The organism is Parasediminibacterium schistidii (assembly GCF_046546515.1).
GTDB lineage: Bacteria > Bacteroidota > Bacteroidia > Chitinophagales > Chitinophagaceae > Parasediminibacterium.
The window spans coordinates 20124-44700 of sequence record NZ_JBKHKJ010000012.1; the positions used below are offsets into that span (position 1 = coordinate 20124).

At 40.4% G+C, this 24577-nt stretch carries 24 protein-coding genes; 9 read left to right on the top strand and 15 right to left on the bottom strand.

Going from position 1 to position 24577, the window contains the following annotated elements; translation table 11 throughout:
- Window positions 1–256 precede the first annotated feature (256 nt).
- Together tgt and ACHFIY_RS08670 are read left to right on the top strand one after the other, a co-directional pair.
- Window positions 257–1396, top strand: coding sequence for a tRNA guanosine(34) transglycosylase Tgt (tgt, locus tag ACHFIY_RS08665; RefSeq protein WP_410845683.1), 1140 nt, complete (start codon window positions 257–259; stop codon window positions 1394–1396).
- Window positions 1397–1885: 489 nt separating this feature from the next.
- Window positions 1886–2980 (top strand): LptF/LptG family permease, encoded by a 1095-nt coding sequence (locus ACHFIY_RS08670; RefSeq protein WP_410845684.1) that lies wholly within the window; start codon window positions 1886–1888, stop codon window positions 2978–2980.
- Between the two features lie 138 nt (window positions 2981–3118).
- On the opposite strand, the gene ACHFIY_RS08675 is transcribed toward ACHFIY_RS08670, so the two are convergent.
- The 5 genes from ACHFIY_RS08675 to ACHFIY_RS08695 all read right to left on the bottom strand — a co-directional run bounded on the left by ACHFIY_RS08675 (window position 3119) and on the right by ACHFIY_RS08695 (window position 7982).
- Window positions 3119–4312 carry an NAD(P)/FAD-dependent oxidoreductase gene (locus tag ACHFIY_RS08675; RefSeq protein ID WP_410845685.1) on the bottom strand — a complete coding sequence of 398 codons (1194 nt, stop codon included), beginning with the start codon at window positions 4310–4312 and terminating at the stop codon, window positions 3119–3121.
- Window positions 4313–4459: 147 nt separating this feature from the next.
- Window positions 4460–5158: a methyltransferase domain-containing protein gene (locus tag ACHFIY_RS08680; protein WP_410845686.1), complete on the bottom strand. Its 699-nt coding sequence runs from the start codon at window positions 5156–5158 to the stop codon at window positions 4460–4462.
- 114 nt (window positions 5159–5272) lie between these two features.
- Window positions 5273–6355, bottom strand: coding sequence for a type III polyketide synthase (locus tag ACHFIY_RS08685; RefSeq protein ID WP_410845687.1), 1083 nt, complete (start codon window positions 6353–6355; stop codon window positions 5273–5275).
- 12 nt (window positions 6356–6367) lie between these two features.
- Window positions 6368–7225 (bottom strand): UbiA family prenyltransferase, encoded by an 858-nt coding sequence (locus tag ACHFIY_RS08690; protein WP_410845688.1) that lies wholly within the window; start codon window positions 7223–7225, stop codon window positions 6368–6370.
- Window positions 7226–7445: 220 nt separating this feature from the next.
- Window positions 7446–7982, bottom strand: coding sequence for a ferritin (locus ACHFIY_RS08695; protein WP_410845689.1), 537 nt, complete (start codon window positions 7980–7982; stop codon window positions 7446–7448).
- A 121-nt stretch (window positions 7983–8103) separates the two neighbouring features.
- Here ACHFIY_RS08695 and ACHFIY_RS08700 point away from each other — a divergent pair, with 121 nt between their 5' ends.
- Together ACHFIY_RS08700 and ACHFIY_RS08705 are read left to right on the top strand one after the other, a co-directional pair.
- Window positions 8104–8499, top strand: coding sequence for a cupin domain-containing protein (locus ACHFIY_RS08700; RefSeq protein WP_410845690.1), 396 nt, complete (start codon window positions 8104–8106; stop codon window positions 8497–8499).
- A gap of 3 nt (window positions 8500–8502) precedes the next feature.
- Window positions 8503–8715 carry a general stress protein CsbD gene (locus tag ACHFIY_RS08705; RefSeq protein ID WP_410845691.1) on the top strand — a complete coding sequence of 71 codons (213 nt, stop codon included), beginning with the start codon at window positions 8503–8505 and terminating at the stop codon, window positions 8713–8715.
- Window positions 8716–8786: 71 nt separating this feature from the next.
- Here ACHFIY_RS08705 and ACHFIY_RS08710 read toward each other — a convergent pair whose 3' ends face one another.
- The 3 genes from ACHFIY_RS08710 to ACHFIY_RS08720 all read right to left on the bottom strand — a co-directional run bounded on the left by ACHFIY_RS08710 (window position 8787) and on the right by ACHFIY_RS08720 (window position 10372).
- The gene (locus tag ACHFIY_RS08710; RefSeq protein WP_410845692.1) at window positions 8787–9080 is read right to left on the bottom strand and encodes a hypothetical protein; all 294 of its coding nucleotides are present in this window, start codon (window positions 9078–9080) and stop codon (window positions 8787–8789) included.
- 21 nt (window positions 9081–9101) lie between these two features.
- Window positions 9102–9563, bottom strand: a complete 462-nt coding sequence (locus tag ACHFIY_RS08715; protein WP_410845693.1) for a PA2169 family four-helix-bundle protein — start codon at window positions 9561–9563, stop codon at window positions 9102–9104.
- A 224-nt stretch (window positions 9564–9787) separates the two neighbouring features.
- Complete coding sequence (locus tag ACHFIY_RS08720) at window positions 9788–10372, bottom strand: DUF4142 domain-containing protein (protein ID WP_410845694.1); 585 nt, start codon at window positions 10370–10372, stop codon at window positions 9788–9790.
- Between the two features lie 593 nt (window positions 10373–10965).
- On the opposite strand from ACHFIY_RS08720, the gene ACHFIY_RS08725 reads away from it, so the two are divergent.
- Window positions 10966–11145 carry a DUF6496 domain-containing protein gene (locus ACHFIY_RS08725; RefSeq protein ID WP_410845695.1) on the top strand — a complete coding sequence of 60 codons (180 nt, stop codon included), beginning with the start codon at window positions 10966–10968 and terminating at the stop codon, window positions 11143–11145.
- 157 nt (window positions 11146–11302) lie between these two features.
- Here ACHFIY_RS08725 and ACHFIY_RS08730 read toward each other — a convergent pair whose 3' ends face one another.
- From ACHFIY_RS08730 to ACHFIY_RS08740, 3 genes are all read right to left on the bottom strand, one after another.
- Window positions 11303–11647 carry a hypothetical protein gene (locus ACHFIY_RS08730; RefSeq protein WP_410845696.1) on the bottom strand — a complete coding sequence of 115 codons (345 nt, stop codon included), beginning with the start codon at window positions 11645–11647 and terminating at the stop codon, window positions 11303–11305.
- Window positions 11648–11682: 35 nt separating this feature from the next.
- Window positions 11683–11868 (bottom strand): phosphatidate cytidylyltransferase, encoded by a 186-nt coding sequence (locus ACHFIY_RS08735; RefSeq protein WP_410845697.1) that lies wholly within the window; start codon window positions 11866–11868, stop codon window positions 11683–11685.
- 143 nt (window positions 11869–12011) lie between these two features.
- A complete protein-coding gene (locus ACHFIY_RS08740) occupies window positions 12012–12518 on the bottom strand; it encodes a pyridoxamine 5'-phosphate oxidase family protein (RefSeq protein WP_410845698.1) in 507 nt (168 codons plus the stop codon).
- Window positions 12519–12871: 353 nt separating this feature from the next.
- On the opposite strand from ACHFIY_RS08740, the gene ACHFIY_RS08745 reads away from it, so the two are divergent.
- The 3 genes from ACHFIY_RS08745 to ACHFIY_RS08755 all read left to right on the top strand — a co-directional run bounded on the left by ACHFIY_RS08745 (window position 12872) and on the right by ACHFIY_RS08755 (window position 14351).
- Window positions 12872–13417: an RNA polymerase sigma factor gene (locus ACHFIY_RS08745; RefSeq protein ID WP_410845699.1), complete on the top strand. Its 546-nt coding sequence runs from the start codon at window positions 12872–12874 to the stop codon at window positions 13415–13417.
- Between the two features lie 119 nt (window positions 13418–13536).
- A complete protein-coding gene (locus ACHFIY_RS08750) occupies window positions 13537–14016 on the top strand; it encodes a hypothetical protein (RefSeq protein WP_410845700.1) in 480 nt (159 codons plus the stop codon).
- A gap of 104 nt (window positions 14017–14120) precedes the next feature.
- Entirely contained in the window at window positions 14121–14351 is a 231-nt protein-coding gene (locus ACHFIY_RS08755; protein WP_410845701.1) for a hypothetical protein, read from the top strand.
- A 282-nt stretch (window positions 14352–14633) separates the two neighbouring features.
- On the opposite strand, the gene ACHFIY_RS08760 is transcribed toward ACHFIY_RS08755, so the two are convergent.
- On the bottom strand, window positions 14634–14786 hold the full coding sequence (locus tag ACHFIY_RS08760; protein WP_410845702.1) for a lmo0937 family membrane protein: 153 nt from the start codon (window positions 14784–14786) through the stop codon (window positions 14634–14636).
- A 198-nt stretch (window positions 14787–14984) separates the two neighbouring features.
- On the opposite strand from ACHFIY_RS08760, the gene ACHFIY_RS08765 reads away from it, so the two are divergent.
- Window positions 14985–15146, top strand: coding sequence for a hypothetical protein (locus tag ACHFIY_RS08765; protein WP_410845703.1), 162 nt, complete (start codon window positions 14985–14987; stop codon window positions 15144–15146).
- 382 nt (window positions 15147–15528) lie between these two features.
- Here the strand turns inward: ACHFIY_RS08765 and ACHFIY_RS08770 are convergent, their stop codons facing one another.
- The 3 genes from ACHFIY_RS08770 to ruvA form a co-directional block, all read right to left on the bottom strand.
- Window positions 15529–15723 (bottom strand): hypothetical protein, encoded by a 195-nt coding sequence (locus tag ACHFIY_RS08770; RefSeq protein ID WP_410845704.1) that lies wholly within the window; start codon window positions 15721–15723, stop codon window positions 15529–15531.
- A gap of 125 nt (window positions 15724–15848) precedes the next feature.
- On the bottom strand, window positions 15849–23441 hold the full coding sequence (gene sov / locus ACHFIY_RS08775) for a T9SS outer membrane translocon Sov/SprA (protein ID WP_410845705.1): 7593 nt from the start codon (window positions 23439–23441) through the stop codon (window positions 15849–15851).
- Between the two features lie 43 nt (window positions 23442–23484).
- Complete coding sequence (ruvA, locus tag ACHFIY_RS08780) at window positions 23485–24066, bottom strand: Holliday junction branch migration protein RuvA (protein WP_410845706.1); 582 nt, start codon at window positions 24064–24066, stop codon at window positions 23485–23487.
- Between the last annotated feature and the right edge of the window lie 511 nt (window positions 24067–24577).

The window sequence follows — 24577 nt, forward strand, 5'->3', positions numbered from 1 at the left end:
CAAAATCTTATCAGTTTCTTATCAATAAACTATCATTTTACTATAATAAAACTATCATTCCATTATCAATAAACTATCATAAAATTCACTTAAATTATCATAAAAAATGAGGCTAAAAAAAACATAAACAATTGAATATCAATGAGTTATAGGTAAAAAAGGAAATTATCAAAAAAAAATAAGCCACCAAAAAACAAAAAATAACCCATTAAAACCATTGCCCTACACTTAGAGCTTAGTACCTTATTTTTGCCAGATGGCTGCATTAGCATTTAACCTTCAACATACCGATACACAAAGCAAAGCAAGGGTGGGTACCATTACTACCGACCATGGCATTATTAATACACCCATTTTTATGCCTGTTGGTACGGTTGGCAGTGTAAAAGCGGTAACCCAAGCGCAGTTAAAAGAAGAAATACAGGCACAAATTATTTTGGGAAATACCTACCATTTGTACCTCCGTCCCGGCACAGAAGTGCTGGAAGCAGCAGGCGGGCTGCACAAATTTAACGGGTGGGACAGGCCGATACTTACGGATAGTGGTGGCTACCAAGTATTTTCATTAGCGGCCAACAGGAAAATAAATGAGGAAGGCGTATTGTTCCAAAGCCATATAGATGGCAGCAGGCACTTGTTTACGCCCGAAAAGGTAATGGACATACAGCGCAGCATTGGCGGAGACATTATCATGGCTTTTGACGAATGCCCCCCATACCCTAGCGAATACATCTATGCAAAAAAAAGCATGGAACTTACCCACCGCTGGCTAGACAGGTGTTTTAAACGCCTAGGCGAAACGCCTGATAAATATGGCTACACGCAAAATCTGTTCCCCATTATACAAGGCAGCACCTACAAAGATTTGCGAACTGCATCTGCGGAGTATGTTGCCAGCCAACAGTCAACAGGCAATGCCATTGGCGGCCTTAGCGTGGGCGAACCAGAACAAATGATGTATGAGTTTGCAGAACTGTGCTGCGATATTTTGCCAGTAGAAAAGCCTCGCTACCTCATGGGCGTAGGCACACCGTGGAACATACTGGAAAATATAGCCATAGGGGTAGATATGTTCGATTGTGTGATGCCTACCCGCAATGGCCGCAACGGCATGTTGTTTACCTCAAAAGGCATTATCAATATCCGCAACAAGAAATGGGCAACTGATTTTAGCTGTATCGACGATGGCATACCCTGCCCTACCAGCCAGTATTACAGCAAAGGATACCTGCGGCATTTGTTTGTGGCTAATGAAATACTGGCCTTGCAAATAGCCAGCATCCATAACCTTGCTTTTTACTTATGGCTAGTTACAGAAGCGAGGGCACAAATACTAGATAATAATTTTGTAAGCTGGAAAAATGATATTATTCCTGTTTTAAAGCAGCGGTTATAATAAATTACCTTTTACTTTATTACAAACTATAAATGTGTATAAATGATAATACATTATTTTCTTTATCCACCAAATAATAGTTTTACTATATGGGAGGGATGTTGTAGCTATTTTTACTACAAATCTAATACCTGTAAAATGCTATAATCCGTACATCCTTGTTAAAGGATGTATTTTTTTGCCCTAATATACTATGACAGATTATCAAAAATGACGTATTATTAATAATGGAATATTACGAAATGAGTTCAAGAAATTTATGCTCTTTCCATAAAAACCGCCTGTGAGCAGATTGCCGGATTATGTTGCTCAATTTGCCATAGCAGAATTACTAAACCGTTCAGGGCAGCTGTCTTGCAATTATATTTGCAATGCATAGATACATGTACAAGCAAAAATTGGTTTGCTAAAATAACTTTTATGAGTTCCTAAGCTGCTATGGGTAATAATCATTAGCATCATTCAAATCATTTTTAATCAGTGGTATAAATGAAGAAATTAGACTGGTATATACTCAAGAATTTTTTAAGCACTTTCTTTTTTGCCATCTTTCTGTTTACCATAATAGCGGTGGTGATAGATTTGAGTGAGAAAACAGACAACTTTGTAAAGTCACACCTAGGGTTCTTTAGGATAGTAACAGGGTATTATTACGGGTTTATACCCCATATAGTCGCCTTGTTATTTCCTTTGTTCGTGTATATATCTGTTATATTTTTTACTTCCAAAATGGCTAACCGAACAGAAATTATACCTATACTGGCAAGTGGCATATCGTACAACAGGTGGCTGCGCCCTTATTATATGGGTGGGTTTATTCTTGCAGGGCTGCTTTGGCTGGCCGACCAGTATGTGATACCAAAAGCAAACCAGATAAGGAGTGCTTTTGAAGCTAGGTATGTTGACAATGATAATTCTTACAACCAGCTTACCATGAACACCAATACCAGCATTTATTTCAAAATAGATTCTTTTACTTATGCTGGCATACTTAATTATGACACGCTTACAAAGCGGGGAGGCCCCTTTTTCATGGAACGGGTAGAAAAAAGCAAGGTTACCCAAAACATCCGTGGCGAAAACATACAATGGGACACGGCTACCAAAAAATGGCGGCTGGAAAATACGCTTACCCGAACCATTTTGCCACTAGGGGAGAAGCTGGTATTGGTGCCAACGCAACAAGCTAATTTTAACTTCAAGCCGCTAGACCTAAGCCGGGACAAGTACACGAAAGACAAGCTGACTTCGCCAGAACTGGCAAAATTTATAAACCTGGAGGAGTCAAGGGGTTCAGAGGGCATCAACGATTTGAAAGTAGAGCTTTACAGGAGGGATGCCACGCCCGTAACGGTGTTCCTGCTTACGGTGATAGGGGCTATTGTTGCCGGGCGCAAAGTGCGTGGGGGAAGTGGGGCGCACTTGGCAGTAGGTTTTATTACCGCGGCGGCTTTTATTATCACAGACAGGTTTTCTACTATTTTTTCTACCAAAGGCAACCTGCCCCCCATCATAGCCGCTTGGATACCTAATGGTATTTTTGTGTTTGTGGCCATGTATTTGTATAAAAAAGCACCTAAGTAGGAAAGGGTTTTTGCCACAAAAGCACTAAAACACAAAGAGGCACGAAGTTTTTAAATAAAACAATACAAAGTTGTATTTCTTCCTTCTTTTTTCCTTTGCGCTTCTTCGAGCCTTGGGGCCTTTGTGGCAAAAAAAAAATCAAAACACAACCCCATGTGTTGCTTTTATTAAAGGCGTAGCCAAAAAAGGGAACAAACGCATGGTGCTTACCAATACATTAGAGGTTGTCACGCCGCCAAACAAAGACTGTATCACTCGCCCTGTGGAAAGGCGTGTACTAAATTGCTCCCTCCATTTTTTTTTGTATTGAAGTTCCATTTCTTCCCTCGTTATTCTTTTTTGCAAGAATAAATCAACCTGCTCAAATGCCAGTTTCGATGCGTGCATGGCCATGCTCATGCCGTTGCCGCACAAAGGCGTTATCATACCAGCTGCATCGCCAGCCATCAATACATGGTTTTCTACTATTGTTTTAGGCTGGAAACTAATTTGCGATATGGCCACCGGCTGAGGGAAAAGAAAATGTGCATTAGTGAATATATCCTTTAGGAAAGGGTTTTTGTAAAGGATGTTTTCCTCCATTTGCTTGATGGAATTGCCATTATTTTTCAGGTTTTGGGCGGTTGTAAGGTAGCACAGGCAGCTTTTGTTATCCTCTATTTTGCTCATGCCGCAATACCCATTTTCAAAGTTGTGCAGGGCAATGGTATTGTCCGGGTATGGCACTTCTATATGGTATTTGATGCCTATATAATTGTTTAGCTTATTAGGCTTTTGTGCAGCAAAATCCCTTTTCCATTGCAGGTCTATATTGCTTCTTTTGCCAAAGCTGCCAATGGCAACATCGGCTTCCCAGTTAAAGTTTGTGCTTGCCCCTGTATCTGAAAGCGGCTGGGCATGGATAGAAAAATTGCCTTTGCCAAGGCTGTTCTCTTTATACTGTATGTCTTTTACTTTTGTGGCAGTAAATAACTGCACACCTTTTTTTACTGCAATATCAGCAAGCAGTTTATCTATCAAATAGCGGCTGATGCCAAAGCCCCCTAGCGGCAGCTTGTGCGAAAACGACTTGCCGTTTACAGAGCTTACTTGCAATTGGTTGATATGGGGCAAATCCAAGCTTGCTAGGTTTAGCCCTAGGCCTTGGAGGAAAGGCCAGGATTCCTTGCTAATATATTCCCCGCAAACTTTATGGCACGGATAGGTTTCTTTTTCAAACAGTGCAACCGAATACCCTTTGTCGGCCGCTTGTATGGCAAAGCAAAGCCCAGCCAACCCACCGCCAACAATGGCAATAACTGAATAGCCGTCTTTACCTTTGAACCCGTCCATTTTTCCAAATTTTTAAATACAATAACTCCTTGCCACTTGTAGGGAAGTTGCATGCAACGTATCTACATAAAACATTGGCATGCCATTCACTTTGGTGTTTCACCAACCACTAAGTGGTAATCGCTAAGTTCGTGTTACAAACTATCCTCACTTTTTCACCACTATCAAATGCCTGAAAGCCCATTTCCATTGGATAGTGTAGTTGCTGATGCCGGCTTGCTGCAAAATAGCTATCCATTCTTTTTTGGTAAAACCCCTTAGCACAGACAAAGGCGCATCGTTTTTAACAAGGTACGATTTGGAAAACAAACGAGTGATGAATTTGATGGAATAATAAGCCAGCCAATGCCGGTGCAGGTCGTTAATAAAAAAACCTTTGCTACAGTTGCTGTGCATCCATTTTAATTGTTCCACAAGTGCCTCGTTGCTAAAATGATGGCAGAAAAGCGACGAAAAAATAATGTCTTCTGGCTGGGCAAAACGAACTTTTTTATAATCGCTCTGCACCCACACGGCATTGTCGTTTTTATATTGGGCATGAGCCGTTTCTAGGCATTCCTTTTTGATGTCAATGCCTAGTGTTTTAAAAAGGATGCCTTGCATGTTCAGCTCTTTAGCTATGGCGTGCAGGTTATCCCCCCCGCCACAGCCAATCTCGCATATCGACACAGGGTTTTTCGGCCCCAGCGGCATCAATGCTTTTATTCCTTGCAAAGTAATGCCATGACCGCCTAGCCAGGTATTGATCATGTCTAGTTCCCGCATGTTCTGCCTGATGTCCTCAAATGGGATTCCATCCTGGTCTAGCAACTCTTTTTTAGCACTGCGTTGTTTAAAATCCGGCATATTATTTTATCAATTCTCATTCTGGCTAGCGATGAATCAAATAAAAATACAGCTATTCAAAAAATATTGCCACAAAGGCATAAAGACTCGAAGTTGCACTAAGAAAGAAAAAAATCACTCATAAACCCCTGTGAATGTTTCCATTGTTAATCCCGGGCCGAACGCGCATCCAAATACATGCTCGCCCACGGTTGCTTTTGCCATTATTTCTTTCAACACAAACAGTATGGTCGGAGAACTCATATTGCCATACTTACCAAGCACATGGTAGCTGTCTTGCAATTGCGGCTTGTGCAGTTGCATGGCTTGCTCCACCGCTTCCAATATTTTCCTGCCACCCGGGTGTATGCACCAATGGGTTATGTTGTTTGGGTTCAGGTTGTTTTGCTGCAAGCTTTTAGTAGCCAGTGTCTTTATGTCTTGCTTAATTATATCTGCAACATAGCTGCTCAGGCTCATTAAAAAACCATTGCTGCTCAGTTTCCAGCTCATGTCGCCCTTGCCGCTTGCCGCTATTTCGCTATAAAAAGAAAGTATGGTAACTCCCTTTTGTTCCGCTTTGTCGCCGGTAATCAATGCAGCGGCACAACCATCGCTAAACAACAAGCTGCTGCAAGCATTGTCTGCGGTATATTCTTTTTGGAAATGGATGGTGCACAATTCTGTGCAAACAACCAGCACTTTGGCCGTGGGGCTGCTGTCTGCTATTAACTTAGCCAACTTTAACGCATGAATAGCTGCATAACATCCTAAAAAATTAACAGATGTCCTGAAAATAGTTGGGGGCAATGCCAGTTGCTCCGCAATTTGAAGGTCTAAGCCAGGAGCGCTCATGCCGGTACAGCTAACGGTTATTAAATGAGTTATTTCTTTGGGTTCTAGTTTGTTTTTTAAACAATTACCAATTGCGGTAATACTAAGTGGCAATGCTTCCTTGTCGTAAATCTCCATCCGCCTGTCTAAATTGGGGAATGGAGCAGCAGGACCAGTGGGTATAAAATCCCACAATTTTTTTGGCTGGCTAAAATCAGCTATTACAGAATAGCGGGTACCAATGCTGCTTTGGGCGTATAAGAATTTCAGCTTCCGCTTTTCTACATCGTCAATATCAAAAGAATCCTGCATGAAATGCAGTATATCTTCTTGCAAATGCTGATAAGCAGGTACTGCCGTGCCAATAGAAATAATTTTAGCCAAAATATTTGTTTATCAATGATTAAGAAAAATAAGTGCCAAAAAAGCCGTGTTGGTACAGGTGGATGCCAACCAGTTCATATTCATGGTGTGTTTAAAGTTGGCCATCGTGCCATCCCTGCATACCAACACAAACCAATATAAGAAATAAACGATAACAGGGGCAAATAAGATTTGTACAATAATAAAAGACCGCAACTGTCTCAAGGCAAAAAAATGCTGGAAAAGCAACCCAAATGAAAGGCTATACAGCACAGCACAAAAAATAAAAGTGCCTTTAGCACCTAGCAACATGCTAATGGTTTTTACGCCATCTTTAGCATCCTGCCCATGCTGGTAAACCTGTGTGATGGGGTAAAAACCCCCAATAAGCAAGGTGCTGATGATTAAGCCAGTGATGGGGATGTGCGTGGTTAAATCACTAGAAGCGGCATGGTAAACCAAATAAAAAATAGTAGCTCCTTGGTTTAGTATTACGGTGAGGAAACCAATTATTGGGAATTGTTTTAGCCGCACGCCACGGTAGCTGTATAGCCTGCTGAAAACGATGTATGTAACCACAAGCAATAAGCTAGTAGCACTAATTGCGAGGGCAATGATACAGGCCAAAAGGTCGAGTAGCATAGTGGCATAAAATAGTTGCTTGGTGGGCTGCATGGGGTTTTTGATACCGCCAATGCTGCCCTCGTCCCTGTCCATATAGCTATTGTAGCCATTGCTGGCAGGGTAAAGCAGCAAATGCAGCAGCACAAATACCCATATTGCCCTGCAAAAGTGTATAGCAGGCAAAAAACTAAGCGCAAACAAATACACAGGCAGCAGGAAAAAGGAAAAAGGAAACCGAAGTAACTGGATAGTAGATTTTTGTAACAAAAGGGTATTAATTGATTTACGCTAAAGATACATACCTTTTGGCAATAACCAACCAGATACATTGCAAACATAGGAAGTACAAAACACTTAATAGCCAAAGGGAAATCCACCCTAAGCCTATCATAGAAACGTGCTTGAAACACTAACTTCATATAAATCGTGCTATCTATACCAATTTCTTTAGAAAGTAGTAAAAAGGAAATGTATGTAATAAAAAATCCTATGCGTGGCTCAGTTCCTCGCTGGTTTCTTGGCTTATTTTTTCACGCACGTTCAGGATGTCTTTATCAAAGCTATATAAGGCAGCACGGTTTTCGCCAATTAGGCTTAGTTCGTCCAACATTTTAGTTGCTTGGTTCTCTTCTTCCAGTTGTTCTTTCAAATACCATTGCCAAAATTGGAAGGTAATATAGTCGCCTTCGTTTAGTGCAATGCCCACCCATTGGTTAATGCTTTTGGTTACTTCCTGCTCATTCCTCAAAAAAAGTTCAAATACTTCTTTCAAATCTTTAAATGCTTGTTGCGGAGGGTTTAGTGACTGTACAAGGGCCTTTCCTTTTCGCATGGCTATATAGTGCATTAAGCGTGTCATGTGTTCCCGCTCTTCTTGGGCTTGCTTGTAAAAAAATTGCGTAAGCCCATCAAGCCCAGGCTGGCTTTCCAGCCAAGCAGCAGTGGCCAAATATTGGTGCGATGCGTCTGCCTCTATTTTTACTTGCGCATTCAGTGCCTCTAAAGATTTTTGTGAAAGTTCCATAGTGATTTATTTGAAGTTATTATTTCAAATGTTAAGCCAAAAGCAATTTATCTTAGATTATTTTCTATCTAGTTTACAATTGTTTGGCACACATTTATATACATTATAATAAAATGGAACTATGAAAAATAATGATGCCACCCATAACCGGCCGGATGGCGAACGGACAATTGAAGCACCTTATGTAGTTACAAATATTGAAGAAAGGATAACAGAGCTAAAAGATGAACAAACATGGGATAAAAAAGACCGGAATGCGATAACGCTTTTTAAAACCCAAGGCGTTACCATTGTTTTAGTTGCCTTACACGATGAAGTTACGATGAGCGATATAGAGGTAAACGGCGTTGCCTCGCTGCAAGTAATAGAAGGGAAAGTAAATGTAAGCACAGAAAGTGATGCATTTGAACTATGCGAAGATAAAATGGCTGTTATACAACCCAATATTGTCCACAGCATTTATGCTTTGAAAGAAAGCGTGATATTAATGACTATTTATAAAAACACTCAAAATTAGTATATGGCTAATCAATTAAAGTTAGAAGCATCATGGGAAGAAGTAAAAGACAAGCTAAAGGAAACTAATATAGATCTTACTGATGAGGATCTTGAATATACGCCTGGCAAGGATAATGAGCTGGTTGAAAGGCTTGCAGTAAAAATGAACCGGAGCAAGGAGCATATAAAAACCTGGATAGAAAGCGTTTCTGGCAACAAGGGCAAAGCCTATTAATTCCAATAAAAATGGTAAATAACTTTTAAAAGTTATTTACCATTTTTATTTATCATGATTGAGCTTATTTATCACTCCTCGGTTTCGCTAATACTTTTCCGCACATTGCCTGCAGAGTCGGTAACGGTAGTAATGGTACGCCTTCTGGCACCACTGTTTACCAAAATTACACCGACTATTAAAACAGCAATGACTATTATTACCGCAGACCAATGAAGGCTAAGCCAATAACCCACTTCTGTCTCATTAAAATCAACTTTTGGTTTATTGCTTTCACAAAAACCACGCAGGCTTGCCAGCGAAAAAACAGCAAGTAAACTTGTTTTATACGCAAAATTGCTACTGCTAAAATATTCCTTTTTCATGATTGTTTTTTACAGATGAAGTTATACGGTAGCACTAGCATCCCTAAGTGCTTTTATTTCATCGTGCGATGCCTTCAATTTATCTTTTTGTTCTGCAAGCATCTCACGTATATAGCTAGGCATCTCTGCTTCTTCTATGGCTTCGCTGTAAGCTTTTTGGGCAGCATCTTCGCCTTCTTCGCAAGAGCCTAAAATTGCCTGCCTGTTGTCAGTGCTGAAAACCCCTCTTACATCCATCCATGCCCGGTAAATTTTACCAGAAACGGTAGTGCCGCTTTCAATAGTGCCACCATATACTTCTATTTCGGTACCCAGTGCCATTTTATTATTATGGCTTTCGTCAATCATCGACAGGAACAATGCTTTCAAGTCTGCATCGGCATCTGTCAATTCTTTCAAGGCATGTTTGTAGCCTTCAATACGATCGTTGTTAATAGCTACAAGATCGTTTAAGATTTCTGTGGTGGTGTCTGTGGTTATCATAATTCGTTTTTTTATTTACAAATAGTAATTAAAAATCCATGCCATTTTTTAATTAGACCTGTTAGAGGCTTTTGAAAATTTAGTGCTATTTTTTTGTGGAAATTTTTGTACGGATAATACAGCAAATGCCAATTATGGCGATTATGTTTTTTGCCTCTGCCACAAAATAAGAGGGGCATCATGATTTTGCATGATGCCCTCTTATTTTGTTATTGTGGTTTTACTTACATTTTTTGTTTGTTTATCAAAGAATCATTGGCTTGGGCCATCATCAAATGATGTTCCAACGTAGATAATTTCCCTCCTGCCCAGCTTTTCAAATCAGGATCTGTTCCTTTATCTGCTTCTTTTGTAAATGCGTCAATTGCATCTTTATGGGCACCTACCATGGCACTTGTATAGGCTTTGTCAAAATCGCTACCTTTCTTTTTTGCCATGTCGATGTACTTGTCTTTGTTTTTGTTGCTGATAGAGTCAGGCAAAGTGATGTTTTTAGCTGTAGCCAGCGTTTTTAATTCGCTGTTTGCTTTCCCGTGGTCATCAACCATCTGCTGTGCAAATTTTTTCACTTTAGTGGAAGAACTGTTCATCAAAGCCAGCTTGGCCAATTGCACTTCCATCATGCCGTCATCGGCAACATTAACTGCAAATTTCGAATCATTAGCAGGCACAGTTGAAGAGGAATCCACCTTTTCCTTTGTCTTGTTATCATCTGTTGCTATTTTCTTGCTGTCTGTGTCGTTATTGCCGCAAGAACTTGTAATAGCAATCGTGCCTACGAGAAGTAGGTTTAAAATTGTCGATTTCATATTTAATTTGTTTTTATACTACTATTGTGTTAAAAAATAGTGCCATTTAAAAGTGATATATAAAAGGTGATTTTATTTCTACATTTTAAGTATTGGCAATTATGACTATTTACATTTATGTAGATTTTTTACGGCATAAAGCAAATCATTATGAATTAGGGATTATTTCAAAATAGTTTTCCCATTTCCGAATAGGACTTTTTTCATTTAGTTAGCGCAGCTGCAATATTCTTTGCATCCTTTAAGCGAAGCGTTTTAACCCGGATTTTGCAGTTGACTTCGTTATGAAAGGTTCAAATGCAATAAAGACAAGTATTTGAGTCGAATTTTTGGTCGAAAACATAGTGAACTATGGCAAGGCCAAAAAATCAAGCAAATGCTTGTGTTTGAAGTAGTTGAGGCTTGCAATAGATTTCAACTGCAAAATCCGGGTTTAACTTTTTTTACTTCCCTTTGCGCCTTCTTTGCGTTTAATGGCTTTGCAAACTTTGCGGTTAAACATCCTTTTAAAAATGAAAGTGGTTGGTGAAAGTTATTTTGACAACGTTAATTAAGCGTTGGCATAGATTTTTATCTAGGTAAATAAAAATACCATGGCAAAGTATCCCGAGAAAGCAAGTAAAAAAGTAGAAAAAGCGATGCACGAAAGAAACGAAGGCACGCTAAAAACAAGCGCTGGCAAAAAAGTAACAAGCCTCAAGCAAGCTATTGCCATTGGGCTTTCAGAAGCAAGGGCCGAAGGCGCAAAAGTGCCTAAAAAGAAAAATAGCTAATAGGCTAGAATGGTATTTTTTGCCACAAAGGCACGAAGAATCGAAGTGGCAAAAAGGAAAGAAAATAACAATTATTTTCTTTCCTTTTTGCTAGATTCAAACCTTTATGCTTCTTTGTGTTTTCGTGCATTGGTGGTTAGATTAAGCATTAGATTAACTATACTTCAAACAGCAATTGCCCTTCGTGGTTGGTTTGTGGTATCAAGCGGATGAAATTGTCGTACCCTTCCTCATCTTCATGGTTGCTGTATAACCCATAAGCATCTAGGCTATAACCCACCAGCCCATCATTGGCTTCTATAAGGTACAATATAGAAGACTCCGAAGGATCCGAATCGCCCTCAAAGCGATAGGTTTTAATTATCTTCAAGTCTTCAGGAGCATAGTTTTTGCCTTTGTTGGCATGGAAACCATCTGGGCCCCAGCGGAATTCATTATCCATTTTGTCGCAACGCAGTTTTTCCATTACGGTGCTTAACGTTGTCATTTCATTATTTTGCATGTTTTCAATTTTTAAAGTGATGTAAAAAGGTTGGATTATTTGTTTCCACCGCCACTAGCTTTTGAAATGATAAAAATAATTATAGCTATTACGAACACTACCAAAAATATCCCGCTCCATACACCAGCTTTAAAAATACCGCCAATAACTGCGCAGGAACTTAGGGTAAACATGCAGCCCAATGCTGCCATTAAAATGGGTAACAGATTTAGTTTTTTCATTGCTTTGTTTTTATTGTTTAAAATTCAAGTTTCCTGCCAAATTTTACATCCCTTTACTTAATCAAAAACGCTATGGCATAATCCGTACAATTCGCCATTTTTCATGCACCCCTCACTTTGGATAGTGCTAGGGTCAGGTATGCCTACAATTTTATTTCGCCTTCTATACCTCCATCCATTGTTTTGCCAGTAAGGGTACTGATAGCTATCTGAATTACTGAAATCAGTTTGTTGTTTTTTGTGTCCCAATAGTAGGCATCAATGGGTTTTACTTTTATGGCAGTGATGCTTGGGTCGTCTTCGCCTTCGGTAAACCATGCCTTGGCAATAGGTGTCCACAAGGCTTTTATTTTTTCTTTATCCGTGGTTATTTCCGCTTCACCATAAATGCTGAGGTATTCCGAGCTGCTGTTGTTGGAATAAAATAGCTGTACACGGTTGTCGTTGGCTATATCCGTATTTTTATCACTTTTGTCCCTACTGAAAAACCATACATTGCCCTCATCGTCAACATCTAGCGTGCTCATTGGCCTTGCAGATAACGGCGTGCTGGAAAGATTGGTTACAAACAGGCAAACATTGGCATCTGTGGCCAGTTCCTGTATTTTTTTTATGCCTTCGGTGGTGCTTAATTTTTGCGTGTTGCCCATAAAATAGATTTTATAAACTTAAAACACAATTATTATTCCACTGCAAACTGAGGCTAAAAAACTAATTTTTCGGGTAATTTATTGTACCCAATCTTCAACAAAAAGTAAAAATTGTAGAGTATGTTGCTCAGGTGTTTTCATATATAATTTAACCGAAAGGAACATAATGGGCTAAACTAAGGGTACAAGGATATTTAGCCTATACCTATAGCTTGCCCTTTCTTGTGTGAAATATTTTAGTTGTTTGTTACCCCACTTGACACTTCAATAATTTAATTAGACAAAATAATTTAAGCCTCGTAGGTGATAATTTTATCTTTTAAGTATAGATATTTGAATAATTTTATAATCAAATGCAAACAATTTCAGACAAAGTACTTCTTGACAATCTTAAAAATGAAAGTAACGCTTCTTTTGAAGTTTTGTATCAGTTTTATTTTCCTTCTGTTGCAACCTATATCTCACAAAACTTTGGAAATAATGAAGACGCTGAAGATGTTTTTCAAGAAGCTATTATTGTATTGCTTCACAAGGTTCGTGAGCGTGACTTTGTTCTTACCTCTTCACTTAAAACATACCTATTTGCTATCGCAAGAAACCTTTGGTTAAAGAAATTAAGAGATAATAAATTGGGTTCCATTCACAGTCTAACAGAAGTACAAGAAATAGTAGAGCCGTTTACATTCGAATTGCAAAATGAGCCAACAAAGGAAGAGAAAGTCAGCTCTTGGATGAAAAATATTACAGAAAACTGCCAACGTATCCTAAAAGCCATTTTCTTTTATAACGAATCCATGGGAAGCCTCATGCAAAAGATGGGTTGGAAAAATAAACATACCGCTGCCAACCAACAATACAAGTGCATTCAACAAGTGAAGAAGCAAAAAAGTATAAAATAATACGTTTGTTTTTCTGTAACTGTGTTGATTGTTGACCTTCGCAAATATTAAAATAATTAGAAAGGTTGGGTGATTGGTTAAATGTTTAGGTATTAATCTAAGTAACAAATATTTAAACAATGAAAAAAAGCAGGTTAATGTTTTCCATTATGTTATTGGCAATTGGTTCAGTCTGTAATGCCCAAAACAAAAGATCAGCTAGTCAATTAGAAAGCCCAAAACTGATTGCAGTAGTAAACAGTGCCAATTGGTGTATGGTTTGTAAAGACAATGCTCAACGTTTCGAGGCAGTACTAATGCCTTATGCGGTAAAAGGGGTTAAGATTTATATAAACGACCTTTCAAATGACACCACAAAACCAGCATCAAAAACAGAATTGGAGAATGCAAATATTTACAAAGCAGTTACAACCGTTGCTAGAAAAGGGATGGGTAAAATGCTTCAATCTTGTGGATTAGTGAAAGGGAAAAAACAATCGAGTGAGGTATCTGGCATTGTAACATTCGTAAGTCCAATAACCCACAAAATGCTAAAGCAATTGAGCATCTCTGTTTCCGATGATGAAATGAAAACAACTATTGATAGCCTTTTAAATTAAGTTTTATGACTAAAAGAACAAAAATTATACTTTGTAGTGCTTCAGTTTTATTAATTGCAATTTGCATTTACCACTTCTTTGGAACTAAATAAAATCTATTTACAATGAAAGAATCAGTCAATATTTGGGGCATTAACGAATATAAAGGAGACGGAATAAGCTGTTCAATTATTCCAGTAAATCTGCCTTGGTATAAAAAGGTGGCGTTAACATTTTTTAGGTTTGGTGTTTGCCCGATGTGTGTAACTATGAGTTTAACATACAGCATAGACAAGCTTTTCAGGAAGCTTTTAGGGAGGAATGATAGACCCGATCAAATAGAAATGGGTGGTTAGTAAAGGCAGCAAACAAAATCATTATTTATAATGGCAGTGCAAACAGAACAAACTCGGCAGTAGATTATTTATTTAGTTTAAGCTTAAATACAATGCTTAGCTTTTAGTTCTTTAATAAATGGCTGTATTTCAATTAAGTTTTAACCGTAAGTAGATGGGACATTATCCCCCTGCCATTGTAAATACTTGTTCGTTCTTGGTGGTTAAAGCTAAAAAAAAAACCGCATTTTAAAAATGCGGCAAAAAATAAAAGAAACCCGTTGTTGAATAATAATTTTAATTTTAATCAGCAGCCCTCCTGATAACTGCCAACAAAATTGAAACTACAGCAAGCACAAGCAACACGTGGATCAACCCACCAATGCTATAAGCAAAAACGCCGATTAACCATCCTATAACAAGGATTACTGCAATAAGGTATAATAAACTTCGCATAATATAGATTTTATTAGTACACAATAAAAATACCATGCCAACCTGTTTACTACTTTAGTACAGCATTCATATCGCAAATGGATGTGTAAATATTTACCCAAAAAAGGGGTTTTGTTTTCATTTTGAGACGGGATAAAAGAATATTAGGACAAGAAATTGCTGGCACAAATTTCTTATAGTTGGTTAAAATACTATTTTATGCCAAGCAATAAGAAAAACACAACTCCAGACCAGGTAAAAAAAGGATACAACGAAAAGACTCCCGCACAACCACAGGGTGTTTTTAAACCTGATACACAGGAGCAGCCTGCCTATCCACCAAAAACAAATGCAGTGAAGAAAAGGGAAAAGGATAGTTAAGAAAAGATGTGATGCTGTGCTTATGCCTCCACTGCGCACCAGTTTTTGTAAAATTCTTGCTTTAGTTGTCTGGTAACTACCGCAGTAGTATTTAGCTTGTTATTACTTGTTACTTGATTTGAAATAATTAAGAGTTGGGTAGAAAACTGGAGGCGGCGAAAATTTGATGTTTCAGCGGTTTATCTTATTTGAATAAAATACTAGCTGGAATAATCAACCATTCATAGTGCATAGTCTTTATCGCATACTTTTCGTAATGCTCTTTCTGGAAATTTATGATATCCCATTGGCATACCCATAAAAACATGCAATTACTTGAAAATAAACCCTGCTAAGCAATAGCAACCTAATGTGTTTGCAATTGCCTAGCAGGATTCGTGAATTAATTAAACTGCATATTGCTTGTTTCCCTGCGGTAATAAGCAATAGTATGGCTAATGGAAGAGCCAAACTCTTCGAATTTTTTCTGTAAATCGGCTGCATTAAGGTTAAGCTTTTTTGCCCAGTAAGCCATTTCTTTCGACTTATTAAAATTTACTTGCACATTTGGGTTCAGTTTTTCTTTGTGGCGTATCATAACTTTTATGTTTTATTTGTTTGTACCAATAAATCCAAAAGCTATGCCTATTTTTTTTGGTTTAAATGCAGTGGATTTTATGTTTCCCAGCATCTTTTTGTAGATTTTTGTACACGGTAGCTACCCTACGGTGCCAAGCTCACCCTTATCTGCAAGCCCGCACGGGTGCTGATGGTAGGAGCCGAGGTGGATATGTATGGTGTTACCCTACGCTGGTCGAAGAACAGTTTTATGTTTACCCGCTTGTTTAGTACATAATCGATTGACGGTTGTATGGTCAGTACTTTTTGCCCGCCTGTGCCGTAGGCATTGGCTTGGTCTAGCCTGCTGTTGCTGGTGGCATCGTTCCTTTTGGCTATATCCAACCTAAAGCTCATGTCGTTGTCCAGTTTCTTTTTGCCTAGCATACCCGGCAGGCTAAATGGCAGTTTGAACCCTTTTACCCGATAGCCAGCACCCAACACTATCTCGGTGCTATTCGTTTCGCTTAATTGGTAATCAATAAGGCTTAGGCTTAGCGTGCGGCTTTTTTTGTATTCAAACTTAATGTTTACCTGCTTGTTGGTGGTAATGTCGAACCCAATCAACGGACCAAAGTTTTCTTGTATAGTTACGTTTGGCAATAAGTAAAACGGCACATAATTGTGGCTGATGGTGTCGTAAAAACTAGGCTGGCCATAGGGTGTAGGGTCAGTAAAGTTTAGCGCACTGGTATAGCTGTTCATGCTCAAATTGCCTGTATAGCCATGCGTAAAAGTTATGGCATTGAATATCTTGGCTAACACAGGTACTTTAGACAAACCTGTATAAGTAAGCCGCCAGTTTGGCCTTGGTATAATGCCTGCAAAAGGGTTGGTCTTAATGGTTTTGTTCGACTGGTTAATTAATGCTATCTTATTCGGGTCTTGTTTTGTATAAGCTGCGAGGAAAGCGGGTATTAATACATCCTGTGAGTAACGGCCATAGCCATCTGAATAGCCATCTACTTTTTTGCTGCCCGAATTCACCCAATATGGGTTAGCCCTTGCCGCTCTATCGGAAATAATGGCACGGTTAGCCTCGAACCTGCGGAAAGTGGCAGACACTTCGTTGGGGTTGGTATTACCAAACATGGTACCAAACGCAATGTACGATATGTTGAACCCACCACTGGCATACGGGCTAAGGTGCTGCTGGGGGCTATTGCTATAGGTGGTGTCTTTAAACAACTCGGTATATTCCTTGCTGAATGTCTTGTCAATATTCAGGTCTATAAGCAAATCCCTGATGGGTTCTATTTGTGCTGTGATGCTTAACTTTTGTTCAAAATTTTGACGGTATAAATTATTGAAATTGCTATCACGGGAGAGTACGCCCTGCCTTCCTTTCCTGTCAAGCCACGCCTGGTTTGGTTGTTTACCAAATACATAATCCATCCCTGGCTGCATTGTTTTCCAGTTCTGGCCCAGTATGCGGGTACTTTCCAAGTAGCCAGGCACACGGCTCTTATAGTTCTCATTATAATTAATGGAAACCCTTTTTACCATTGTCAGGAACCTGCCTACGGTTTTTTCAAAACCGTTTAGCTCCACAGGCTTGTTATTGCGCTGCAAACGCTCGGCAATGCGCAAGTCCCTTTTTTGTTTCCGCCATTTTAGCAATGCTTCCGTGCGTTTTTTACCGGTCAATTGTTTACCATCTTTGCCCATAAGCACTTCGTCCTTTGTTGCTATCACGATGCCAAGTGCGTTTGGCTTAGGCTGTTTGTCTTCCACGGCAGGGGCTGGGTTGCCTTTTTTGTCTTTCAACAAGCCTGTTTTTTTAAGGTCGGGTTTCAACGGGCTGCCAGCTCTGTTCCCGCCCCGAGACGAGTTGTCTATTGCCCTTAGCCAACGGAATTTGCTGTATAACCGGGTAAAATCTATCTCGCCATTAAAGGTATTATCTTGGCTGTTTTCTATGATGTTGCCGAGTGAAATGCCCAATTTATCGGCAACTTGGCTTGCAGCAATCCAATCGTAGGAAGTGCCATAGCTGTAGCGGGCAGTTAACCAGTCCAAAGCAGGTATTTTATTCAATGGCACGGTATAGCCAAGTGTTGTTTTTTGGAAGTAATATGTATTCCGCCCACCATCAAAAAAGTTTTTCCATAAGGTGTCTTTCTTGGCTTTCGTGTTTAGTGCGCCGTCTGGCTCATCTACCCGTGCATTGTTTGTAGCAGAAAAATCAGCGTTCACGCTGCGTGTCAGGTCCCACCGCAGGTTGTAGAACCTGTCGAAAGTAAAGTACTTATCGTAAGTGGTATCTACTCTTTCTACTTTGCTCGCAACTTCGTCTGTGTTTACAATCCTTGGAATATACCGCCCAAACTGCCTGTTGATGTCTGTTCGTACGCTTACCAGCGATGGCCTTAAATTGAAATTGATGTCTTTAAAAACAGCAAGCCATGGGCTTCGGCTTTTAATGATTTTTTTAAATGGTTCAATGTATTTGGAAGGGCTATTGAACACATAGCCAGCGTTTACTTTGTATTTTGTTACGTCGTTGCCCAATATCGTGGGGCTGGTTTGGGTGGTTTTTGTGTAAGAAAAACTCGCATCAAAATTGCTGATGCTCCACAGGTGCGGCTTGCCTTTGGGCAATATGCGCACATTGGTAAAGTTCAACGTTTTTACAATGGTTTGATCTACAGATGCTCGTTTGATAGAATCTCTTGCAGCTTTGTTTTTGGCAGCATTTAGCTTGTAACTATACAATACATCCTGGTCGTAAGGGTCGTATTGCGGGGTACTGATGCTGTTGTTGTAACCAGCATACACAGGCAAAGAAATCCTGGCTTCTTTGGGCAATAGTTTGCCTGCATCTATCGTAAGTGCAGCATCAAACGTGGTAAGGCTATTTTTTGCCCTGTCGTTTACTTTTTGCTCAATAGTACCCCATCCTACCGAATAGTTGCTGGCAGAAACAGACAGCCTGCCTAGGTCTGCCAATTGCACATCCACCCGGCCAATAGCTGCGTGGGAGGACTGTTCCTGTATTTGCGATAGCCGCAGTTCATTTATCCATACCTCTGTGCTTAAATCTGAAGTGGTACCCCCAGCAGCATTTTCCACGCCTACCAATATCCCCTGCACCTGCCCTAGGTTGGGGTTGCCTAAAACACTATATGTTTTATTGTCGCCCGGTAGCTGCTCCCTGTATATGGTTGAAAAACTCGTACCATTGGTATTGTTCCTTTTTAGTTTCAGGTTTATTAGGTCTTGCAATTTAAAGTCGAGGTTGTTGGCAGCAGGCCATACAATATTGCTGCTGGCACTGCTATAAGAGCCTGCGGGCGTAATTTTTAAGGGTATTTTTACTTCGTAGAAATTGCTGGAAAAATCCTGACCAATCCTTACTACCAAGTTCAAGTCGCTGTCTTTTAATGCTGTTTGACCAAGGACACTCTCGGCATGTGCAAACATAGAAAGCTTGCCATAGGAGCGTATGTCTAGGTTCAGGGTCTTGAACGTGGCCCTTGCTTGACCATCTTTCAGTCCATATACCTGCATGCTCATGGCTTGCTCATTTTGCAGTAGGTTGATGCCGTTGTTGCTTAGTTGTTGTACCCTGTCTATGCCTGGGGGTATCACATAATTTACAGGCTTGCGGCTGCTGTTTTCTTCCAGGTTTACAGAAAGAGTGTTGAAAGTAGTGGTGTTGGTGGTGCCGATGCTGTCTAAGGGCGTATAAACCCCATTTGTGTCCAGCGTGTAGTTGTATTGCCTCCATTGGTTGCGAACAAGGCCTAGCTTGGCAAAACGAAGCACTGCAGAGTCTGCAAAGCCAGTCATGTACATCCGCATAAAACGGATAGACTTAAAATCGGGTATCTGCCCTACTTTGCCTGTGTAATCCTTAATAGGCACCCGGAACAAATACCAGTTTTCAGTGCCAGTGCCCCCATCAGCATAAGTAACTTGCACTGGGCGTGAATCTGTAACATATTTTGTGGTGCCTACTGCCATGTTGCTAGAAAGGTTTACCGTGTATTCGAAGTATTCTTCTGTTTGGTTCAGGGTATTGTCTTTGTTCAAGTCCTCATTATCGGGGTACAGCGTGGCTGCCGATGAAAACTGTGAGCTGGAAGATGCGATAGGCGAATTGCCCTGTGGGTTATTGTAATTTTTGTACCTGCCTAATATGTCGGTGCCAGCAGCATCATAGCTAGCATCCCTGTACCATACATAGTCATCGTGCGATGGATCATTGAAGGCGTTTTTGTAAAAAGTAGAGGTTTCCCCAAAATTATTTTTTATTGTGTCTAGGTATTTCTTGCGTTTTGACCTTTCCCCAGCATCGTCCAGCCCATCAAAGCCCACGTCTTGGTAAGGCCTGTCGTTGGGGTCGTTGCTGAATGCCTGGGTTACCTGTATTGGGTTCACGGGTACTTTACCCCACACGCTGCTGATGCTGTCAACTGCGGCAGGCGAGGTAGGCGTGTTCAAGCCATTTTCATAAAAACGCTGCCCGTCTTTCAAAATGTCTTCGCTCACGCTGCCTAGGTTGAACACCAATTGGCCAGTACTGTTGCTTGGGTTTTTAATAAAAGGATCCTGTACCCAAAACTCTATGTATTGAAAGTTGTTTGTTTCAAAATCTGTTTGGTCTAGCGCACGCATAATTCCTCCCCAGCGGCTGGCAGGGTTTTTTAGCTTGCCGTTGGCATCAATTTGCCCGGGGTCGCTTTCGTAGTTGTATGGCCCTAGGTCTTTAGGGTAATACGCTAAGTCGAAAGTGGTTGTCTGCGTGTTGGTGATATTAGTTGTTTGCTGCGGGAACAACTCGTTGGTGTAAACCAAGCGTGTGCGTGGGTCGCTAAGGGCTTTCAGGTTGCTTTTCAGCGGGTTGGTGCTGCTGTTCTTGTCCTGTAAATTTGGCTCTATATTGTACCACGCCAGTTTTGCCCTGTTTTGGCCATAAGGCAAGCTGTCGTTTAATTGGGCTTCTGGAAACCTTTGTGGGGTAGAAGCCAATGCCCAAGATATTAACGGGAATCTCAAGTCTAGTGTGCTGCTGCTGCCTTCAAAGTCGTCAATATAAATCAAGCCGTTGTCGCCACTGCCTATCTGCGAGGCATGGCCGGGCTTTAAGTAAGCGGCTTCGCCATAAGCAGTGATAGAACTTGGTGCTTTTGTTTTATAAAATGGCAGCCTGTTTAGCAAACGGGTAATACTAGGCATTTCCGACCTATAGCTGATGTCAAACCCATACATGGTATTGTTAATGGGGTCGTCGCCATAGTCCATTTTTGTGAAAAACGGGCGTTCTTTCAAGCGTACAAGCGAAGCACCTAGTGATAATTTTTTATTGGCAATATAGTCTGCCCTTAACCCTAGGAAGCCTCTTTGCTGTATGCCAAAATTGCCATTGTTCTCGTAAGAAACGTTTACGGGCACACCAGAATTTAAGATGGCTTGGTTCAATATTTTTACGCTGCCTAGGTTGTAGTCTATGGTATAGTCCACCCCTTCTATCAATACTTGCCCGCCTCCCGTTACTTTTACTGATCCTTGTGGTATGTTGAATGCACCTAGGTAAATTTCGCTGCCGCCTGTGCCTTTTGCCTGCCCCTGCATCAAAAATCGGTCTAGGTTTGGGTAGGTTTGGGCAATGGCCTTTATAGAATCGTACAGTTGGTGAAAAATATACTTATTGGTAATAATGGGGCTTACGCCTGTAAACGCAAGTGTTTGTAAGTCGTTGCCAAAGGGTTGCAGCACAGGAAAAATAATTTTGCCTTGCTGAGACAGCACCGTGAAACCTTCAATATAGTCGAACACGCCGTCTGGCTGTGGGTCGTTCCGGTTGTTCAGCCTATCTAAATTCAGCACGTTTAGCAGCGATTTGCCACTAGTTGCCGGGGATGATTCGGGCAAATACCTTTTCAGCCCGCCGCTTGGGTCATCGTACAAAACATTCAGCTTGAAATCTTCCCTTGAAAGCCCTGCCAAATCTAACGAATACACGTTTTTCATCATCAGGTTCCAGATAGGCAATTGCGTGCGTGCAGATGTTGCTTTTAATAGTTTCAAAAACAATACTTTTTGCACGCCTGCATTTTGCGTGGTGGTGTCTAGGGCAATGTCCTGGCTAAATTCACCTACTTGATATACCCTGCCGTTAGAAGTATATTGATAAGCCACGCCCAATACATCGTCTGATTGCAACTGCGAATTGATAGAGATAAACCCTACTTGTGGGTTAAAGTAATATTCACTGGGGGCTAGCTTGCGGGCAAACGTTATTTCATAGTCGTTTACAGGTTTTAAATTAATGCCAGTCAATTGCTGGCTCACTTTAGATGGGCTACGGAAATCGGATTGTAGGCCACCAGCCGTTACCTTTGAATACAGGCCATTGGCCCCATTGTCTGGGTAACCGCCAGCAGAAGGGCTACCCCCTGCATTGCTGGGGTTATAAGGGTTCTTTTCACCCAAGTCTGCCAAGCCTACTACATAGCGGGCATCGGTAGTAGCACCCGTTTTATTAGTAATCCAAACTTCTATCCTTTGTATCTGTACTTGGCTGCTTACCACGGGCAGCTTTGCCATGGTAGTGTTGTAATTGTCGCGGAAGTACTGTGCCAATAAAAAGTGGCGGTTCTCTTCGTAGTCGTCCAGCTTTTTCTGGAAAGTGGTGGACGCTGCCCCGCCTTTTAGTGTCTGTGTCTGACGCTGGCTTTTTTGGTTGGCAATTGCTGCCGTGAAGTAAAACTTGCCAAACTGCAATTTTGTTTTCAAGCCAAACAGGTTCTGGAAACTAGGTATCAATGTGCCTTTCGATTGCCAGGACATATTGCCTGCTTCTATGGTTTTAATTATTTCATCGTCTTTCCCCTTGTAATCCAGCTTTAGCTGGTTCAGGTAATCGAAATTGGCCAAAGTGTTGTAGCTAATAGGCAGCTTTAATTTATTACCAATGCTAGCGTTCATGTTAAAGTTGGTATTCATGTTAAAGTCAAACCCGCCATTTTTGCGAGCCGACTCGGGCAATGTGGGGTTTAGTGTTTTTTGCCCTTGGTAGCCTGCTAATATGTCGATGGAACCTTGCGGCTTTATGTCTATTTTCAAGGCATTCTTTAGTTGCTCCGCAATATTGGCCGGGGCATTTGCAGCACTGTCTTTTAAGCCGTTTACCTTGTTTTTCAACCCTGTTGCTTGCTTCTTTATATTATTTATGGGGTTGTTGGATGCACTGTCCGATGCGCCAAAAATCCTGTCGTAGAGGCTGCTCACCACATTGTGGTTTGGGCGTTTTACCTTCCTGTTCAGCATGGCCAGCGCATCTGACCTTTGCTTGAAATAGGCAGCTTCGTTCAGCCTGTTTTGCAAGGCATAAAATTCCTCAAAAGTGAGGTAAGTTGCTTTGCGGTATATATTACCGCCTACTTTTTCAGTTATATAGTATTGGTTTGTCTTTGGGTCGTATTCTATGTTCTGGTTTATCAGGGCAGTATCGTTTACATCAAAACTATTTTTGTTCCTGTAGGTAAACCTATCACCCCGCCTGTCGCCTAGTGGAAAACGTGAACTATCTATAAACGGTTTTATAGCAGTGTCTTTCGCATTGGCAAGGGTAGTGTCTTTTGCTTTTTTTGCGGTGGTGTCTTTGCCTTGTGCCATAGCAGTGCTACTGCTTAGGCAACAAGCAGGAACAAGGGACAAAAAGAAAAATAATGACCTGATAAACTGATTCAAAACGAGTAAACCTTAGTTAAAGTAGAGATGATTCCAATAAATGTCAGAGATTTTTTAGGGCTTGTTTAATAATGTCTTCCAATGCAATATTAGGGTTTGTTTGCATTACTTTTTTTACTGCGTTCTCGGCCATAGGCCTTGCTATGCCCAAAGAAACCAATGCAGTGATGGCGTCATTGTCTGTTGATGCCATCGAAACGCCCCCTAATGGATTTTCCAAGGCTTGTTTGCCCAGTTTGTCCCTCAACTCTACTATTATCCTTTCTGCGCTTTTTTTCCCAATGCCTTTGATGCTTTCTAGCAGCTTAGTGTTGCCTTGTACTATCGCCCTTGTTATTTCTTCCGGCTTCATGCCAGACAGCATCATCCTTGCTGTTGCTGCACCCACGCCCGACACGCTGATCAATTGCAGGAACATTTCTTTTTCAGCCACCTCTGCAAAGCCATACATAGTTTGCCCATTTTCAAACAGGTGGAGGTAAGTATATAGCAGCCCACTATCCTTATTTGTAATAAAACTATACGTGTTTAGGCTTATGTGCAGGTCGTACCCAACCCCGTTTACATCTACTATTACACGGGCTGGGCTTTTGTCTATAAAATTGCCTCTTACAAATGCTATCATACTTAACAACGAAAATAGGTGTTTACCTAATGAAACAGCTATTTCTGGCAGAAAAAACGGTGGATATAAGTGTTAATTTATACTTTCTGCAGTAATATGATTGTGCAACCGTAAGGGGTGCATAAAAGTTTTTCGCTTGAACTGTCTTTTTTGATTTGTCCTGAAACCTGCCCTAATTTATAAAAAACCTTATCTTTAGTGTATAAATTCACCTGATACAAAGCTTTTACAAAGCTAGTATCATGGCAACAATATCGTAGTTCTTTTTTTACTAATATTAAAATAGTATTTTTTAAAAAATTAGGGTATTATAATTTCTTATCACTAACTAATCACTTTACTATCATAAAATGATTAGTTTATTATCAGTTTCTTGCCAATAAATGATAGTAAATTATCATAAAATGACACTTTTTTTTCTACTAAAAATTCGCTAATATTATTGATAATCAATGGATTGCAAAAGAAGCGAGGATTTTAAAAAAAAATCAGGAGCGGCAAAAAGACCCAA

Coding starts and splice junctions, on each gene's coding strand:
- ACHFIY_RS08705 (WP_410845691.1), top strand. CDS start 8,503: ATGGCTAATCAATTAAAGTTAGAAGCATCATGGGAAGAAGTAAAAGAC.
- ACHFIY_RS08725 (WP_410845695.1), top strand. CDS start 10,966: ATGGCAAAGTATCCCGAGAAAGCAAGTAAAAAAGTAGAAAAAGCGATG.
- tgt (WP_410845683.1), top strand. CDS start 257: ATGGCTGCATTAGCATTTAACCTTCAACATACCGATACACAAAGCAAA.
- ACHFIY_RS08680 (WP_410845686.1), bottom strand. CDS start 5,158: ATGCCGGATTTTAAACAACGCAGTGCTAAAAAAGAGTTGCTAGACCAG.
- ACHFIY_RS08710 (WP_410845692.1), bottom strand. CDS start 9,080: ATGAAAAAGGAATATTTTAGCAGTAGCAATTTTGCGTATAAAACAAGT.
- ACHFIY_RS08715 (WP_410845693.1), bottom strand. CDS start 9,563: ATGATAACCACAGACACCACCACAGAAATCTTAAACGATCTTGTAGCT.
- ACHFIY_RS08675 (WP_410845685.1), bottom strand. CDS start 4,312: ATGGACGGGTTCAAAGGTAAAGACGGCTATTCAGTTATTGCCATTGTT.
- ACHFIY_RS08720 (WP_410845694.1), bottom strand. CDS start 10,372: ATGAAATCGACAATTTTAAACCTACTTCTCGTAGGCACGATTGCTATT.
- ACHFIY_RS08765 (WP_410845703.1), top strand. CDS start 14,985: ATGCCAAGCAATAAGAAAAACACAACTCCAGACCAGGTAAAAAAAGGA.
- ruvA (WP_410845706.1), bottom strand. CDS start 24,066: ATGATAGCATTTGTAAGAGGCAATTTTATAGACAAAAGCCCAGCCCGT.
- ACHFIY_RS08745 (WP_410845699.1), top strand. CDS start 12,872: ATGCAAACAATTTCAGACAAAGTACTTCTTGACAATCTTAAAAATGAA.
- ACHFIY_RS08700 (WP_410845690.1), top strand. CDS start 8,104: ATGAAAAATAATGATGCCACCCATAACCGGCCGGATGGCGAACGGACA.
- ACHFIY_RS08755 (WP_410845701.1), top strand. CDS start 14,121: ATGAAAGAATCAGTCAATATTTGGGGCATTAACGAATATAAAGGAGAC.
- ACHFIY_RS08695 (WP_410845689.1), bottom strand. CDS start 7,982: ATGGAACTTTCACAAAAATCTTTAGAGGCACTGAATGCGCAAGTAAAA.
- ACHFIY_RS08750 (WP_410845700.1), top strand. CDS start 13,537: ATGAAAAAAAGCAGGTTAATGTTTTCCATTATGTTATTGGCAATTGGT.
- ACHFIY_RS08770 (WP_410845704.1), bottom strand. CDS start 15,723: ATGATACGCCACAAAGAAAAACTGAACCCAAATGTGCAAGTAAATTTT.
- ACHFIY_RS08735 (WP_410845697.1), bottom strand. CDS start 11,868: ATGAAAAAACTAAATCTGTTACCCATTTTAATGGCAGCATTGGGCTGC.
- ACHFIY_RS08760 (WP_410845702.1), bottom strand. CDS start 14,786: ATGCGAAGTTTATTATACCTTATTGCAGTAATCCTTGTTATAGGATGG.
- ACHFIY_RS08740 (WP_410845698.1), bottom strand. CDS start 12,518: ATGGGCAACACGCAAAAATTAAGCACCACCGAAGGCATAAAAAAAATA.
- ACHFIY_RS08670 (WP_410845684.1), top strand. CDS start 1,886: ATGAAGAAATTAGACTGGTATATACTCAAGAATTTTTTAAGCACTTTC.
- ACHFIY_RS08730 (WP_410845696.1), bottom strand. CDS start 11,647: ATGCAAAATAATGAAATGACAACGTTAAGCACCGTAATGGAAAAACTG.